Source organism: Cupriavidus sp. U2, from assembly GCF_009663685.2.
GTDB classification, from domain to species: domain Bacteria; phylum Pseudomonadota; class Gammaproteobacteria; order Burkholderiales; family Burkholderiaceae; genus Cupriavidus; species Cupriavidus necator_C.
This window is the reverse complement of sequence record NZ_RCOG02000011.1, coordinates 67,309-80,811: the sequence shown is the minus strand read 5'-3', so window position 1 is coordinate 80,811 and position 13,503 is coordinate 67,309. Positions and strand designations below refer to the sequence as shown.

The following is a 13,503-nucleotide window of genomic DNA, read 5'->3' as shown; positions in this document are numbered from 1 at the left end:
CCGCGTACGCAGTCTGCGAAATAATTTTCACAAAGGGCTTGCGCGGAAGGTGAATTGCGATACAATGCGTCCCTCGCGTGCGGCTGTAGCTCAGTTGGATAGAGTACTTGGCTACGAACCAAGGGGTCGTGGGTTCGAATCCTGCCAGCCGCGCCACCTATTGGAAGGGCCTCCAGCAATGGAGGCCCTTCGTCATTTGGGGCCGGTATGTAGGTCCCACCCCAGTCGGCCCCACCCCAGCAGGCGTGACGTCGCGCTCACAATGCGGGTCCCACCTCCATATGCAGTCGGGTCAGTGTTCGGTATCGCCCGGAGCCGCACCCCGGGATCATTGACAGTGGCCGAGTCGCGGGCACATCATTCGTCCGGAACAGATGCGCCTCCGGAGCTACACGCGTCCCCCCCGGACCCGTCGTGCACATTCCCCGGAAGGCCGCCACCATACTGGGAAACGGGGTCATGAACCGAACGATACGCCAACTGGCAAGCGTGGTCGCGCTTGCCGCCTTCCTTTCTGCCTGCGCATCCGCGCCGCCGCCCGCGCCGGACATACCGGCCGCGGAACAGCCGCCGTCGGATCGGGCGATGAAGGCGCTGTCCGCCGAAGTATTTACTTATGGCTATCCGCTAGTGCTGATGGATGTCACGCGCGAGGTGATGACGGCCAAGACCCCGGTCAACACGTTCAACCATAGCCGCGCGTTCCCCGATGCCACCTACACCACCGTGGTGAGCCCGAACGCGGATACGCTGTACTCCACCGCCTGGGTGGACGTGTCCAGGGAACCGATTGTGCTGGCCGTGCCCGATACGGCGGGCCGCTATTACGTCATGCAGATGCTCGATGCCTGGACCAATGTGTTCGCGTCGCCGGGCAAGCGCACCACGGGCACGCGGCGCGGCGCGTTTGCGATCGTCGGCCCTGACTGGGAAGGCACGCTGCCCAAGGGCGTGACGGAAATCCGTGCGCCGACCAGCATGGTCTGGCTGATCGGCCGGATCCAGACCAACGGCAAGGCGGACTACGCCAATGTCCACCGTCTGCAGGACCAGTTCCGCCTGGTGCCGCTGTCGGCGTGGCGCAAGGGCATCCGCACGACGCCGCCGGCCACGCCGCGCGCAGGGATGATCGATACCGAAACTCCGCCCGCCGAACAGGTGGCGGCGATGGACGCGCAGGCGTTCTTCAGCCGCATGGCCGCGCTGTTGCCGCAAAACCCGCCCGGGCCCGATGACGTGTCGATGCTCGAAAAGATGCAGCGCATGGGCGTCAAGGCCGGCGAACCGTTCAAGACAACGGTGCTGGAACCGTCCACGGCGCGCGCCGTGCAGGAGGGCGCCACCGCCGCGTTGGCCACCATTGCCGCCAACGGCCGCAAGAGCGCGGCGGGCAACACGGGCTGGCGACTGCAGCGCGACACCGGCGTGTACGGTGCCGATTTCGACCGCCGTGCCGCGGTGGCGATGTACGGGCTGGGCGCCAACCTGGCAGAGGATGCGGTCTACCCGGTTGCCCGCGCCGACGCGTCGGGTCGTCCGTTCGACGGCGGCAGCCGCTATGTGCTGCATTTCGACAAGGGCCAGCTCCCACCGGCCAAGGCCTTCTGGTCGCTGAGCGCCTACAACGACAAGCAGGCCTTCGCCAGCAATCCTCTGCAGCGTTACAGCATTGGCAGCCGCGACCGCCTGCGCTACAACCGCGATGGCTCGCTGGATATCTATATCCAGTACGAACGCCCCGCTTCCAGCCAGGTGACGAACTGGCTGCCCGCACCGCCGGATGCCTTCAGCCTGATGCTGCGGGCGTACTGGCCGGAGCAGGTCCTGCTCGACGGCAAGTGGATGCCGCCGCCCGTGCAACGCGTGAACTGAGCGCGTCCTGCGGCGCCAGCATGCAAAAAAACCCTTCCGGTCTGGAAGGGTTTTTCGTTTGGGGCACCGGCCGCAGGCGTCCGACTAGAACCGGTATTTCACCCCGGCGTAGAACGCGCGGCCGACGCCCGGATAGAACACGGCGGTATTGGCCGTGCGTGCATCGGTGACGGTACTGAAATCACTGATGTAACGCTTGTCGGCCAGGTTGCGGGCGTCCAGGAACAACGTCACGCCGCGCTCGAACTCGTAGCTGGCCTCGATGCCGAACAGCACATACGACGGCACCTTGAGCGTATTGGCGTAGTCCACGTAGGCGCCGGTCGGCACCCAGTCGATCGTGCCCGCCACGCGCAGGCGGCTGTTGCGGCTATAGGCCAGCGTGGTGCGCAGTACGTGCTTCGGCACCCCGGCGATGCGGTTGTTGCCATAGACGGGATCGTTGTCGAAGCGGAAATCGCTGTAGTTCCAGATCTGCGATACGGTGAACTTGTCGCCCTTGCCGACGATATCGCGCAACACTTCGGCGCTGGCGCCCAGTTCCACGCCCTGCAGCACCGTCTTGTTGGCGTTGAAGGTCGATGCCGGAATGTCGGCGCTGACCGTGTATTGCAGCAGCTGGTCGCGCAGGAGCGAGCGGTACGCCGTGACATCCCACGCAAAGCGGTCCCACTTGCCGCGCGTGCCAAGTTCCAGCGTCCAGCCGTGCTGGGCCGCCAGCGGCACGAATTGCTGTGTGGCGCCGATGGTCTGGCTCAGGTCGGTAAAGTCCGGGACGTCGGCGCTGCGCGTGATGTCGATGAACGCCTGGATGTCTGGCTTCGGTTCCCACAGCACGCCGAATTTCGGATTGACGCCGCTGAACGTCGCGCCATCGGACTTGGCGGTCGGGTTGGCCGGCAGGCCGCCGTAGTCGGTGTATTCGCGCCGGTTGCGGTAGGCCTTGGCGCCCGCCATCAGCGCCACGGTGGGCAGCACGTACAGGCGGTCTTCCAGGTACGCCTCGTAGTTGTACGCGTCCTGCTTCGCGTTCAGCGTCTGGGCGCCGCGATTGCCGTTGACATTGACGTACTGCCGCGCGTCGTTGTTGCCGCCGAAGAAGCGCGCCCCGGCGATCAACTGGTTGCGCAGGCCGCCCAGCGTGAAGTTGCCCGTGTAGCGCGGCGCGAAGCCGTAGGTCCAGCTGTCCTGATCCACGACCTGGAAGATCGGGTGGTACAGGCTCTTGTGGATGCCCCAGGCGGTCAGGTCGATCTGGCCGTTATCGAGCTTGATGCTCGTGACGTTGGCCACCCGCTCGGTGCGGGTATTGCGCGCCTGGTCGCCTGCCAGCGCACTGGCCGACGCCATGCGCGGCGTGGTCAGCGCCTGGTTCAGCGTCAGCGCGCCGGGCAGCAGCTGGTCGACGATATAGGCGCCGAAGTAGAACCGCGTTTCCACCGCCGGGCTGAAGCGATAGCCGACGTTGGCGTTGATCTGCTCGTACTGGCCGCGCTCGTGATTGCGCCAGCCTTCGGAATGGCTGACCGTGGCATTCGCCAGGAAGTCCCACTGGCCGATCTGGCGCGATACCTGGCCGCTGCCGCGTATCGTGCCGAAGCTGCCACCGTCCACGCGCACCATGTTCCGGGATTCGGCAGTCAGCGCCGTCGGCGTGGTGAAATTGACCGCGCCGCCCAGCGTGGTGCTGCCATACGCCAGGCCGTTGCCGCCCTTGTAGACCTCGGCGGCCGACAGTGCCAGCGGATCGATCTGGTAGAAATCCCCACTGCCGTCGGCAAAGTTCGTCGGTACGCCGTCCTGCAGGATCTCGATGCCCCGTGTGTGGTAGCCACGCGCCACGCCCGAGCCGCGAATCGACAGGCGCAGTTCCTGGCCGTAGCGTTCCTGCACGTACACGCCGGGCGAATCCTTCAGGACATCGCGCAGGTCGTAGGCATAGGTATTGGTGAACGATTGCGCGTCGACAAAGCCGACCGATCCCGCCGACTGGAACAGCGACTGCCGCTGCTGGGCCAGGCCGGGCGCGGTCAGCGACCCGACGGCGGGAGCCGAGGCGGTGACGGTCGGCAGGGTAGGGACAGGGGCGGCATCCGGGCTGGCGACGGTTGCCGATTGGGCGAAGGCCGCGCTCGAGAGTGCGGCTGCAGGAAGCACCGCGACGCGGCGCCAGGGTGTGGCTCGTTTCATTCCTCTGGGTCGAAGATCACGCCGGATGCCGACGCGACATCGCAATTTTCTTGTTTGGCTCGACCGAAAGGATACGGAGCCGCACGCGGCGCCGCCATGCGACACAGCGACGCAACGTGCGCTCCAGCGCATAAGCTCAGGCGTTCAGCGCATGACCTTAGGCACTGGCTTGCCCCGCGCACGACGGTCCACATGCCGCGCCATGCCCATGCGGGGCGGGCTTGGCCGTGGCGGCGGGCCGCACCACGCGCTTCCAGCTTGCCGGCGCGTGGCCGGCCAGCTTCTGGCGCAGCGCCCGGGTGGCACTGACCATATTTGCCAGGGCCGCCTCGGTCTCGGTCCAGCCACGGGTCTTCAGGCCGCAGTCCGGATTGACCCACAGGCGTTCCGGGGGGATCACCTCGCAGGCCCGCTCCAGCAGGCGGGTCATGGCTTCGACGGAAGGCACGCGCGGCGAGTGGATGTCGTAGACACCCGGGCCGATCTCGTTCGGATAGTCGAAATCGCCAAACCCTTCCAGCAGTTCCATGGCCGAGCGCGAGGTCTCGATTGTGATCACGTCGGCATCCATGGCGGCGATGGCCGGCAGGATGTCATTGAACTCGGCATAGCACATGTGGGTGTGGATCTGCGTTTCGTCGCCCACGCCCGAGGCCGACAGGCGGAAGGCGCTGACAGCCCAGTCCAGATAGGCGGCCCAGTCGCCGCGGCGCAGCGGCAGCCCTTCGCGCAGCGCGGGTTCGTCGATCTGGATCACGCGGATGCCGGCGGCCTCCAGGTCGCAGACCTCGTCGCGGATGGCCAGCGCCAGCTGGCGGGTGGTCACGGCGCGCGGCTGGTCGTCGCGCACGAACGACCACTGCAGCATCGTCACGGGGCCGGTCAGCATGCCCTTCATCGGCTTGTCGGTCAGCGACTGGGCAAAGCGGGCCGTATCCACGGTCATCGGCTCGGGACGGTACACATCGCCAAAGATCACCGGCGGCTTCACGCAGCGCGAGCCGTAGCTCTGCACCCAGCCGTTCTCGGTGAATGCATAGCCGCATAGCTGTTCGCCGAAATATTCGACCATATCGTTGCGCTCGGCTTCGCCATGGACCAGCACGTCCAGGCCCAGCGCCTCCTGCTTGCGCACCGCGAGTTCGATTTCGGCGCGCATGCGGTCCAGGTAGTCCAGCGCGCCGATGTCGCCGCGCTTGAAGGCCGCCCGGGTCTGGCGAATGGCCGGTGTCTGCGGGAACGAGCCGATCGTCGTGGTAGGCAGCGCGGGCAGCTTCAGCGCGTCGCGCTGACGGACGATGCGCACATCGAATGGGCTGTCGCGTTCGGCCATGTCGGCGGTCACGGCTGCCAGCCGTTTCTGCACCTGCTGGTTGACCACGCGCCGCGACGTGCGGCGCGCTGCCTGCGCGGCATCGGATGCGGCAAGCTGCGCGGCCACCGCCGATTCGCCAAGGTTCAGCGCCAGGGCCAGGGTATGCAGTTCATCCAGCTTTTCGGTGGCAAATGCCAGCCAAGCTTTCAGTTCCGGGTCGAGGCGGGTTTCGGCATCGAGCGATACCGGCACATGCAGCAGCGAGCAGGAAGGCGCCAGCCAGAGGCGATCGCCCAGTTGGGCATGCAGGGGCGCGACGGCATCGAGCACCTTGCGCAGGTCGGTGCGCCAGATATTGCGGCCGTCGATCACGCCCACCGACAGCACGGCGCTGCTCGGCAGCACGGCCTGCCACGCGGCCAATTGCTGGGGTGCCCGCACCAGATCGATATGAAAACCGTGTACCGGCAGCGCGGCGACGCGGGCAGCATGATCGGCGGCGGTGTCGAAGTACGTGGCCAGCAGCAGCTTCACGCCGGCATCGGCCAGCGCGGGGTAGGCCTGGTCATAGGCATCGAGCCATTGCGGCGGCAGGTCCAGGCACAGTGCGGGTTCGTCGATCTGTACCCACTCGATGCCGCGTGCCTGCAACTGGGACAGGATGCGCCGGTAGGCTTGCACCACCTTGGGCAGCAGACTCAGCCGGTCGAAGCCGGCGGCGTGCGACTTGGACAGCCACAGATACGTGACCGGGCCGATCAGCACCGGACGCGTGGGCAGGCCCAGCGCCAGCGCCTCATCAATTTCGTCGAAATACCAGTTGGCACCGCCGTCGAAAGTACTGTCGGCGTCAAGCTCCGGCACGATGTAGTGGTAGTTGGTATCGAACCACTTGGTCATCTCCATGGCCGGCTGGGCCGCATTGCCGCGCGCCAGTTCGTAGTACTGCGCCAGCGTCAGCGCGGCCGGATCCAGCCCGAAGCGTTTCGGCAGGGCGCCCAGCAGCGTGGTCAGGCCCAGCATCTGGTCGTACCAGGCGAAGTCGCCGGCCGCCACCGTGGCCAGCCCGGCATCGGCCTGCAACTGCCAGTGACGGACGCGTAGCGTGGCACCCACCTCGCGCAGCGCCGCTTCCGATGATTCGCCGCGCCAGAAGGCCTCTTGCGCAAACTTCAGTTCCCGTCGGGCGCCAATGCGCGGAAATCCCAAAACGTGTGTACGTGCCATGCGGTGCTCCAGTGATGTCTGATCTGGCGCACAGTGTCAGTTCCCGGCTAGAATGAATCAAGCGAGATGTTTTAAACAAAGTATGAATTTCATTCAACTCACTGGTTCGACTGCCGGGAATGGGCCGCGATGATTGAAGTCCGCCATTTCCGGTCGCTGGTGGCGATTGCGGACTCGGGCAAGCTGGCAACGGCGGCCGAGCGGGTGCACGTGAGCCAGTCGGCGCTCTCCCATCAGATCAAGGCCATCGAGGCGCACTACGGCATGGCGCTGTTCGATCGCACGCGCCAGGGCCTGCGTTTTACGCCGGCCGGGGAGCGGCTGCTGACGCTGGCGCGCGAAGCGCTCGCGGCTATCAGCGCCGCCGAGCGCGACCTGCTACGCCTGAAGAGCGATACCCGCGGTGAATTGCGCGTGGTGCTGGAATGCCATACCTGCTTTGACTGGCTGATGCCCGTCATGGACGAATTCCGGCGCCGTTGGCCGGAGGTGGAAATCGACCTCGTGGCCGGTTTCCACGCCGATCCGTTGGGGCTGCTGGCGCAAGGCAAGGCCGATATGGTGATCGGATCGAAGCCGCCGGCCCGGCGCGGGCTGACCGTGGCCCCGCTGTTCCGCTTCGAGATCCTGGCGGTGATGGCCAACGAACACCGTCTGCGCAACAAGCGGCGCATCGAGGCGGCAGACCTGGCTGGCGAAACGCTGATTACCTACCCGGTGCCGGAGCAGCGGATCGACCTGATCCGCGAAGTGCTGGAGCCGGCCGGCATCCAGCTTGAACGGCGCACGGCCGAACTGACCGTGGCGGTGCTGCAGCTGGTGGCCAGCCGGCGCGGCGTGGCGGCGCTGCCCAACTGGGGCGTCAAGAATTACGTCGACCACGACTACGTGCTGGCCAAGCGCATCGGGCCCAAGGGGCTGTGGAGCGAACTCTATGCGGTGCTGCCGTCGGCCATGGCCGATCGGCCGTATGTGGACGACTTCGTATCGATCGTGCGCGAGACCTGTGCGGCGGAACTGGATGGCATCGAACTGCTCGAAGACATCCCGCGCCCAGCGTAATCAGGCCGCCAGCGCCTCGGGTTCGTCCAGGGTTTCCTGTTCGCCCGTGAACGCGGCGTCAACGATTTCCATGTCCACGCCATGGGCCACGCGCCGCACGAACAGCTCCAGCAATTCGACCGTATCGGCCTGGCAGACCAGGCGCGCGACGTTGGCGCGGCCGGCATCGAACGACATCTGCTGAAGCGATAGCCCGGTGCGACGGGCATTGGCCAGCACCCATTCCAGACTGCCGAAGGTGTCGCTCAGCGCGGAGCGGTCGAGTCGCAGGGCAAGATCAAGGGCAGGCATGGCGGGTTCCGGGTGGGCATTGCAGGATGCGATGTGATTCGCAAGGAGTCCGGTAAATTTACCAGTCATGCCGCAAAATTGGCTTCTGAAATTTCCTTGATCTTCCCAGGAATGAAGAAGAATCTGCCGCTATGAAGTAAAATTACGGCAGATTCATCCTATATCTTCGGATTGCCGTGACGAACGTTCCCAAACTCGACGACATCGACCGCCGCATCCTGCGTGAACTGCGCCGCGATGGGCGGATCTCCAACGCCAAGCTGGCCGAGCGGGTGGGGTTGTCCGCCACGCCCTGCTGGAACCGGGTGAAGGCGCTGGAGGACGCGGGGGTGATCGGCGGGTACGCGGCGCTGCTGAACCAGAAGGCGCTGGGGCTGCCCGATACCGTGCTGATCGAGGTCACGCTGGACCGTCACGACGACGATATGCTGCACCGCTTTGGCGAGGCGCTGGCCGAATTGCCAGAAGTGCTGGAGGCCCATCTGCTGACGGGCGAGTACGACTACCTGATCAAGGTGGCCGTGGCTGGAACCGAGGGCTATGAGGAATTCCTGCGCCACAAGCTCTACAAGCTGCCGGGCCTGCGGCACAGCCATTCCACGTTCGTGCTGCGTACGCTGAAGCGCGAGCTTTCGGTCGAGCCCTGAGCAGCGCGATCGGCGAGATCCGCGAGATCCGCGAGATCCGCGAGATCAGAGCGATCCGCGCGACGCCAGGCGGCCCAGCCGGGGTGCCAGCGCCGTGGTCACCACGCCCAGCGCGATCAGTCCGAGGCCAATCGACAGATCGGCCGAAATCCGCTCGTGCCAGGCCACGGCGGACAGCACCAGCCCGAGCAGCGGCACGCCCAGCATGGCGATGGACGTGGCTGCCGGCGGCAGCGACTGGGTGACGTTGAGCACCACGATAAACGTCAGGGCCGTGGCCAGCGGGCCGGTGTACAGCACGGCGGGCCAGATTTCACCCATGGCGGCCAGGTCGGGCGCACCGTCCCGCAACACGGCCAGCAGCACCAGCGGCACCGTCGCCACCGCGCATTCCCACGGAATCATCTCGGCACCGAGCCGCACATGCCGGTGGGCCCGCAGGTGGATGATGCTGACCGACCACGCCAGCGACGCCCCGAGCAGCATCGTCAGGCCCATGACCGTGTGCAGTTCCCAGCCGCCCAGCGCCGGGGCGACGATCACGGCGATGCCGGCGTAGCTGAAGCCGGTAGCCAGCCATTGCCAGCGCGACGGCCGTTCGCCCAGCACCAGCGACGACAGCGGAATCACCCAGATTGCCGTGGCGTAGGCCACCACCGAGGCGCGTCCCGGCGCCACATATTGCAGCGCCCACAGGGCCAGCGCCGTAAAGGCGGCCATCTGCAGCAGGCCGACACTGAACACCAGCGGCCATTCCTGGCGCGACGGCAGGCGCAGCCGTTTGAGCGCGCCCAGTACGACGAAGCTGATCAGCGCCGCCGAGCCGAAGCGCAGCGCGGCAAACCACAACGGGCTGACGTGCGACAGCCCGAATTTCATCACGGGCCAGTTGCCGCCCCAAATGATGACGGCGCCGATCAACGGCAGAAATGACTTGAAGGCGGCGGAGCGGGCGCTGCCGGCGGGGGCAATGGCGGACATGAAATCGTATGGGGGTCGGAGCGGGCCGGGGAGTCGCCGGAATGACTCGCCGAATTTCCAAAAGTCTACGATTCATTGCACCGCAGCATCGGCCGGATCACTTTGTCATCGCGGCCCGTTACAGCATAGAATGCCGGCAAACATGACTATGGAAGCCGAACATGCTGGACATCGATCTGGACGCCACTGACATTCGTATCCTGGGGGAATTGCAGCGTGACGGCAGCCTGACCAATGTGGAACTGGCCAGCCGCATCAATCTGTCGCCATCGCCATGCCTGGCACGCGTGAAGCGCCTGGAAAAGATCGGCGTGATCTCGCGCCGCGTGACGCTGCTCGACGCCCGGCGGCTGGGCCTGAAGGTGGTGGTGTTCATCTCCGTGTCACTGGACAAACAGCGACGCGAGACACTCGATACGTTCGAGCGCAAGATCGGCGCGCTGCCGCAGGTGATGGAGTGCTACCTGATGTCGGGCGATGCCGATTACCTGCTGCGCGTGGTGGTGCCCGACGTGGAGGCGCTGGAGCGGCTGATCATCGACCAGATCACGCGCATTCCGGGCGTGGCCAGCATCCGGTCGAGCTTTGCCCTGAAACAGGTGCTTTACAGCACCGCACTGCCGCTCGGTTGAGGGCGGTTCTCGGCACTGCCGTATCATCGCGGCTTCGCCAGCGGGCAGCCGCCCCCCACGCATCAAGCCATACCCCAAGACGCCCCATGAATCCGTCCGCGCTGAACCCCGCTTCCATTTTCTTCGTCCAGGCTTGCCTGGTCGTCGGCGTGCCGCTGGTGTTGTGGCGCGGCCTGCGCATGGGCGGCATCGTGCCCCTGGTCGTGATGCAGATTGCTGGTGGCATCGTGCTCGGGCCGTCGGTGCTGGGTGCGCTCTGGCCGGACAACTGGCACGCGCTGTTCGGCGCGCAGAAGCTCACTGCGCTGTCGGGGCTGCAATGGCTGGCGGTGGTGCTGTTTGCATTCCTGTCCGGTCTGCACGTCGGCGGCCCGGAGGCCCGGGGCCTGCGCCGTATCGCCCTGTGGGCCGCGCCGGGCTGCGTCGCGCTGCCATTTGTACTGGGGGTGGGCGCCGGTTATGTGCTCGGCGCCTGGCGCCCGACGCTGGCGGGCGAGGCGGCCACCCGCTGGCAATTCGCCATTGCCGTGGGGGTATCCATGGCGGTCACGGCGTTGCCGGTGCTCGGCGCCATCCTGCGCGAAATGAAGCTGACCGATTCCACGGCCGGACGCCTCGCGCTGGCCTGTTCGGCATTCAGCGATGCGGCGATCTGGATCGTGCTGTCATGCATCCTGGCCAGCACCGGCCAGGCCGCCGCGCAGCCGCTGAAGCTGGCGATCGGCGGCGCCATCTATCTGGCCGTGATGTCCGTGCTGGTGCGGCCGTTGCTGGCGCGATGGCTGCCCGCCATGCGCGGGCATGATGCGCGGCTGGCGGCGGTGGTGGTGCTGATCTTTGCATCGGCCTGTATCTCGGAACAGATCGGCCTGCATTACATCCTGGGCGGGTTCCTGGCCGGCGTGGTGCTGCCGCGCCAATTGGCCGCCGATATCGGCAAGCAACTGGAGCCCACCACCGTGGTGGTGTTGATGCCGTTCTTTTTCCTGATGACCGGACTGCGGACCGACCTCAATACGGCAGGGACCGATGCGCTGATCGTCTTTGCCGTGACGACGGTGGTGGCCGTGGCCGGCAAGATGGTGGGCACTGCGCTGCCGGCGCGATGGGCCGGTCTGGGCCGGCGCGATGCCTGGGCCGCCGGCGCACTGGCGCAGACCAAGGGACTGATGGAAGTGGTGGTGCTGGCCATCCTGCTGGAAAACCGGTTGATCAGCACGCCGGCGTTCTCTGGCCTGCTGCTGATGGCGCTGGCCACCACGGTACTGGCCAAGCCGTTTACGCTCGCCGCCCTGCGGATGCGCGACGACTGATACCTCAGCCCGACAACCGCGCCCGCACGGCGGCCTGCAGCGCGGGCAATAGCGCCGACTCGAACCACGGGTGCTGGCGCATCCAGGCCACCACGCGCCACGATGGATGGGGCAGCGGAAACACATTCGGACCGAAATTTAGGTAATCGGCTACCAGTTCGGTCATCGACCGCTTTGGCATCGCCGGCTGCTTCGGCAGATAGGCGGCCTGGGCATAGGTGCCGACCAGCAGGGTCAGGCGGTCGTCGGGCAGGCAGGCCAGCACGCGCTGATGCCACAGCGGCGCGCATTCGCGCCGGGGCGGCAGGTCACCGCTCTTGCCCTTGCCGGGGTAGCAAAACCCCATCGGCATGATGGCGACGCGCGCGGCGTCGTAGAACTCTTCCTTTGTCACGCCCATCCACGCCCGCAGCCGGTCGCCGCTCGGGTCATCGAACGGCACGCCGCTGGCATGCACCCGCGAACCCGGCGCCTGGCCGATCACCACGATCCGCGACGTGCCGCTGAACTGCACCACGGGGCGCGGCCCGGCGGGCAGGGCGGCGGCGCAGTGGGTGCAGGCGGCGATCTCGCGCCGCAGCGTCTGGATGACACCGTGTGCGTGTGGTGGAGACTTCATGGCTGGTCAGCGCGTTTCGTGGGGGTTGCGTATATTACGAGGCTCGATGTATTGCGATGGAATATCACGATGACCACACAAACCGAAACCGCGATCCTGGCCGGCGGCTGCTTCTGGGGCATGCAGGACCTGCTGCGCCGCTACCCGGGCGTGCTGACCACGCGCGTTGGCTACACCGGGGGCGATGTGCCCAACGCCACCTACCGCAATCACGGTACGCACGCCGAAGGCATCGAGATCGTGTTCGATCCGAAGCAGATCAGCTATCGCCAGATTCTTGAGTTCTTCTTCCAGATCCACGACCCGACGACGAAGAACCGCCAGGGTAACGATATCGGCACCAGCTACCGTTCGGCGATCTTCTACCTCGACGACGAACAGAAGAAGGTGGCCGAACAGACCGCGGCCGACGTTGACGCGTCTGGCTTGTGGCCGGGCAAGGTTGTGACGGAAATCGCCCCGGCCGGGCCGTTCTGGGAGGCCGAACCCGAGCATCAGGACTACCTGGAGCGGATTCCGAACGGCTATACCTGTCACTTCATTCGTCCGGGCTGGAAGCTGCCGCAGCGCGGGTAACCGGGCCAGGCGGGCTCAGGCGGGCCGGTCTTCGACCAGCAAGTCCAGCGGCACCGCCAGCGCGGTGGCCAGCGCGCGCAGCACATCGACGCTGCCGTCGCGCTTGCGGTTTTCGATCTGGCTCAGATAGGGCTTGCTGACGCCGGCCGTGCTGGCCAGCGCGTCCTGGGTCAGCCGGCGATGGTCGCGCCACGCCTTGATCGGGTGGTCGCCGGCCAGCAGCGCATCGAGCACGGCAGCCGGAATCCGGAAGCCGTCATCGGCGGCCACGGCGGCGTCGTGGATCCGGACATCTTCCATGGCTTCAAACAGGTGCTGGACGCGCTCCCAGAGGTCGATCGGAACGATCGCATATTCGCGGTTGCCTTCGCGCTGGATGAACTGTATCGCGGTCATTGATATGCACTCCCACGTGATTTGACGGTCAGCACGACGACGACAAGCTGCCCGGCTTCGATCCGGTACAAGACCCGCCAGTCGCCAACGCGCAGCCGAAAGGCGTCCCGGCCCATCAGCTTGCGCACGTTCTGGTTTGGCGCATAAGGGTCCGCTGCCAGCAGACCTACCTTAGCCCGGATGTTGCGGGCTACGTTTCGTGGCATCGACAGCAGCTGCTGTGTCGCCTCCCTGGTGAACTCGATCTCGTGCTGCATCCCGATGTTAGCGCATTGCTAATATTATGCAAACCATGTTTGCTCAATTCGGGGGCGACTTGAACGTGGGTAGGCATTCTGGCGCAAGATTCGCCTGCTGGGATGCATGGCTTCCGAAATCAGAA

Annotated in this window: 13 protein-coding genes and 1 tRNA gene; 7 read left to right on the top strand and 7 right to left on the bottom strand. The window is 65.9% G+C overall.

The annotated features are described in order from the left end of the window. Positions 1-79: 79 nt before the first annotated feature. A tRNA-Arg gene (locus D9X30_RS09345) sits at positions 80-156 on the top strand. A gap of 303 nt (positions 157-459) precedes the next feature. Further along, positions 460-1,872 (top strand): DUF1254 domain-containing protein, encoded by a 1,413-nt coding sequence (locus D9X30_RS09340; RefSeq protein ID WP_153949515.1) that lies wholly within the window; start codon positions 460-462, stop codon positions 1,870-1,872. Between the two features lie 84 nt (positions 1,873-1,956). Here D9X30_RS09340 and D9X30_RS09335 read toward each other — a convergent pair whose 3' ends face one another. Together D9X30_RS09335 and metE are read right to left on the bottom strand one after the other, a co-directional pair. Continuing rightward, complete coding sequence (locus D9X30_RS09335; RefSeq protein ID WP_153949514.1) at positions 1,957-4,062, bottom strand: TonB-dependent receptor family protein; 2,106 nt, start codon at positions 4,060-4,062, stop codon at positions 1,957-1,959. 157 nt (positions 4,063-4,219) lie between these two features. Further along, entirely contained in the window at positions 4,220-6,604 is a 2,385-nt protein-coding gene (metE, locus tag D9X30_RS09330) for a 5-methyltetrahydropteroyltriglutamate--homocysteine S-methyltransferase (RefSeq protein WP_153949513.1), read from the bottom strand. Positions 6,605-6,733: 129 nt separating this feature from the next. Between metE and D9X30_RS09325 the strand changes: the two genes are divergently transcribed. Next, positions 6,734-7,666 carry a LysR family transcriptional regulator gene (locus tag D9X30_RS09325; RefSeq protein ID WP_153949512.1) on the top strand — a complete coding sequence of 311 codons (933 nt, stop codon included), beginning with the start codon at positions 6,734-6,736 and terminating at the stop codon, positions 7,664-7,666. Here the strand turns inward: D9X30_RS09325 and D9X30_RS09320 are convergent, their stop codons facing one another. Further along, on the bottom strand, positions 7,667-7,957 hold the full coding sequence (locus D9X30_RS09320) for an AsnC family transcriptional regulator (RefSeq protein WP_153949511.1): 291 nt from the start codon (positions 7,955-7,957) through the stop codon (positions 7,667-7,669). Positions 7,958-8,133: 176 nt separating this feature from the next. Between D9X30_RS09320 and D9X30_RS09315 the strand changes: the two genes are divergently transcribed. Then, positions 8,134-8,604, top strand: coding sequence for an Lrp/AsnC family transcriptional regulator (locus D9X30_RS09315; protein WP_066740198.1), 471 nt, complete (start codon positions 8,134-8,136; stop codon positions 8,602-8,604). 45 nt (positions 8,605-8,649) lie between these two features. On the opposite strand, the gene D9X30_RS09310 is transcribed toward D9X30_RS09315, so the two are convergent. Next, positions 8,650-9,585: a DMT family transporter gene (locus D9X30_RS09310; protein ID WP_153949510.1), complete on the bottom strand. Its 936-nt coding sequence runs from the start codon at positions 9,583-9,585 to the stop codon at positions 8,650-8,652. Between the two features lie 161 nt (positions 9,586-9,746). Between D9X30_RS09310 and D9X30_RS09305 the strand changes: the two genes are divergently transcribed. Both D9X30_RS09305 and D9X30_RS09300 read left to right on the top strand, forming a co-directional pair. Then, positions 9,747-10,217 carry an Lrp/AsnC family transcriptional regulator gene (locus tag D9X30_RS09305; RefSeq protein ID WP_066739987.1) on the top strand — a complete coding sequence of 157 codons (471 nt, stop codon included), beginning with the start codon at positions 9,747-9,749 and terminating at the stop codon, positions 10,215-10,217. An 86-nt stretch (positions 10,218-10,303) separates the two neighbouring features. Beyond that, entirely contained in the window at positions 10,304-11,530 is a 1,227-nt protein-coding gene (locus D9X30_RS09300) for a cation:proton antiporter (RefSeq protein WP_228771050.1), read from the top strand. A gap of 4 nt (positions 11,531-11,534) precedes the next feature. Here D9X30_RS09300 and D9X30_RS09295 read toward each other — a convergent pair whose 3' ends face one another. After that, on the bottom strand, positions 11,535-12,149 hold the full coding sequence (locus D9X30_RS09295) for a uracil-DNA glycosylase family protein (protein WP_153949509.1): 615 nt from the start codon (positions 12,147-12,149) through the stop codon (positions 11,535-11,537). A gap of 69 nt (positions 12,150-12,218) precedes the next feature. On the opposite strand from D9X30_RS09295, the gene msrA reads away from it, so the two are divergent. Continuing rightward, a complete protein-coding gene (gene msrA / locus D9X30_RS09290; protein ID WP_092600811.1) occupies positions 12,219-12,725 on the top strand; it encodes a peptide-methionine (S)-S-oxide reductase MsrA in 507 nt (168 codons plus the stop codon). 15 nt (positions 12,726-12,740) lie between these two features. On the opposite strand, the gene D9X30_RS09285 is transcribed toward msrA, so the two are convergent. Both D9X30_RS09285 and D9X30_RS09280 read right to left on the bottom strand, forming a co-directional pair. Beyond that, positions 12,741-13,121, bottom strand: a complete 381-nt coding sequence (locus tag D9X30_RS09285) for a helix-turn-helix domain-containing protein (RefSeq protein ID WP_153949508.1) — start codon at positions 13,119-13,121, stop codon at positions 12,741-12,743. After that, positions 13,118-13,378: a type II toxin-antitoxin system RelE family toxin gene (locus tag D9X30_RS09280; RefSeq protein WP_153949507.1), complete on the bottom strand. Its 261-nt coding sequence runs from the start codon at positions 13,376-13,378 to the stop codon at positions 13,118-13,120. The genes D9X30_RS09285 and D9X30_RS09280 overlap by 4 nt, the downstream gene beginning before the upstream one ends. Between the last annotated feature and the right edge of the window lie 125 nt (positions 13,379-13,503).

Bases quoted from the DNA above. Each gene is read 5' to 3' on its own strand.
- D9X30_RS09340 (WP_153949515.1), top strand. From the start codon at position 460: ATGAACCGAACGATACGCCAACTGGCAAGCGTGGTCGCGCTTGCCGCC.
- D9X30_RS09335 (WP_153949514.1), bottom strand. From the start codon at position 4,062: ATGAAACGAGCCACACCCTGGCGCCGCGTCGCGGTGCTTCCTGCAGCC.
- metE (WP_153949513.1), bottom strand. From the start codon at position 6,604: ATGGCACGTACACACGTTTTGGGATTTCCGCGCATTGGCGCCCGACGG.
- D9X30_RS09325 (WP_153949512.1), top strand. From the start codon at position 6,734: ATGATTGAAGTCCGCCATTTCCGGTCGCTGGTGGCGATTGCGGACTCG.
- D9X30_RS09320 (WP_153949511.1), bottom strand. From the start codon at position 7,957: ATGCCTGCCCTTGATCTTGCCCTGCGACTCGACCGCTCCGCGCTGAGC.
- D9X30_RS09310 (WP_153949510.1), bottom strand. From the start codon at position 9,585: ATGTCCGCCATTGCCCCCGCCGGCAGCGCCCGCTCCGCCGCCTTCAAG.
- D9X30_RS09305 (WP_066739987.1), top strand. From the start codon at position 9,747: ATGCTGGACATCGATCTGGACGCCACTGACATTCGTATCCTGGGGGAA.
- D9X30_RS09300 (WP_228771050.1), top strand. From the start codon at position 10,304: ATGAATCCGTCCGCGCTGAACCCCGCTTCCATTTTCTTCGTCCAGGCT.
- D9X30_RS09295 (WP_153949509.1), bottom strand. From the start codon at position 12,149: ATGAAGTCTCCACCACACGCACACGGTGTCATCCAGACGCTGCGGCGC.
- msrA (WP_092600811.1), top strand. From the start codon at position 12,219: ATGACCACACAAACCGAAACCGCGATCCTGGCCGGCGGCTGCTTCTGG.
- D9X30_RS09285 (WP_153949508.1), bottom strand. From the start codon at position 13,121: ATGACCGCGATACAGTTCATCCAGCGCGAAGGCAACCGCGAATATGCG.
- D9X30_RS09280 (WP_153949507.1), bottom strand. From the start codon at position 13,378: ATGCAGCACGAGATCGAGTTCACCAGGGAGGCGACACAGCAGCTGCTG.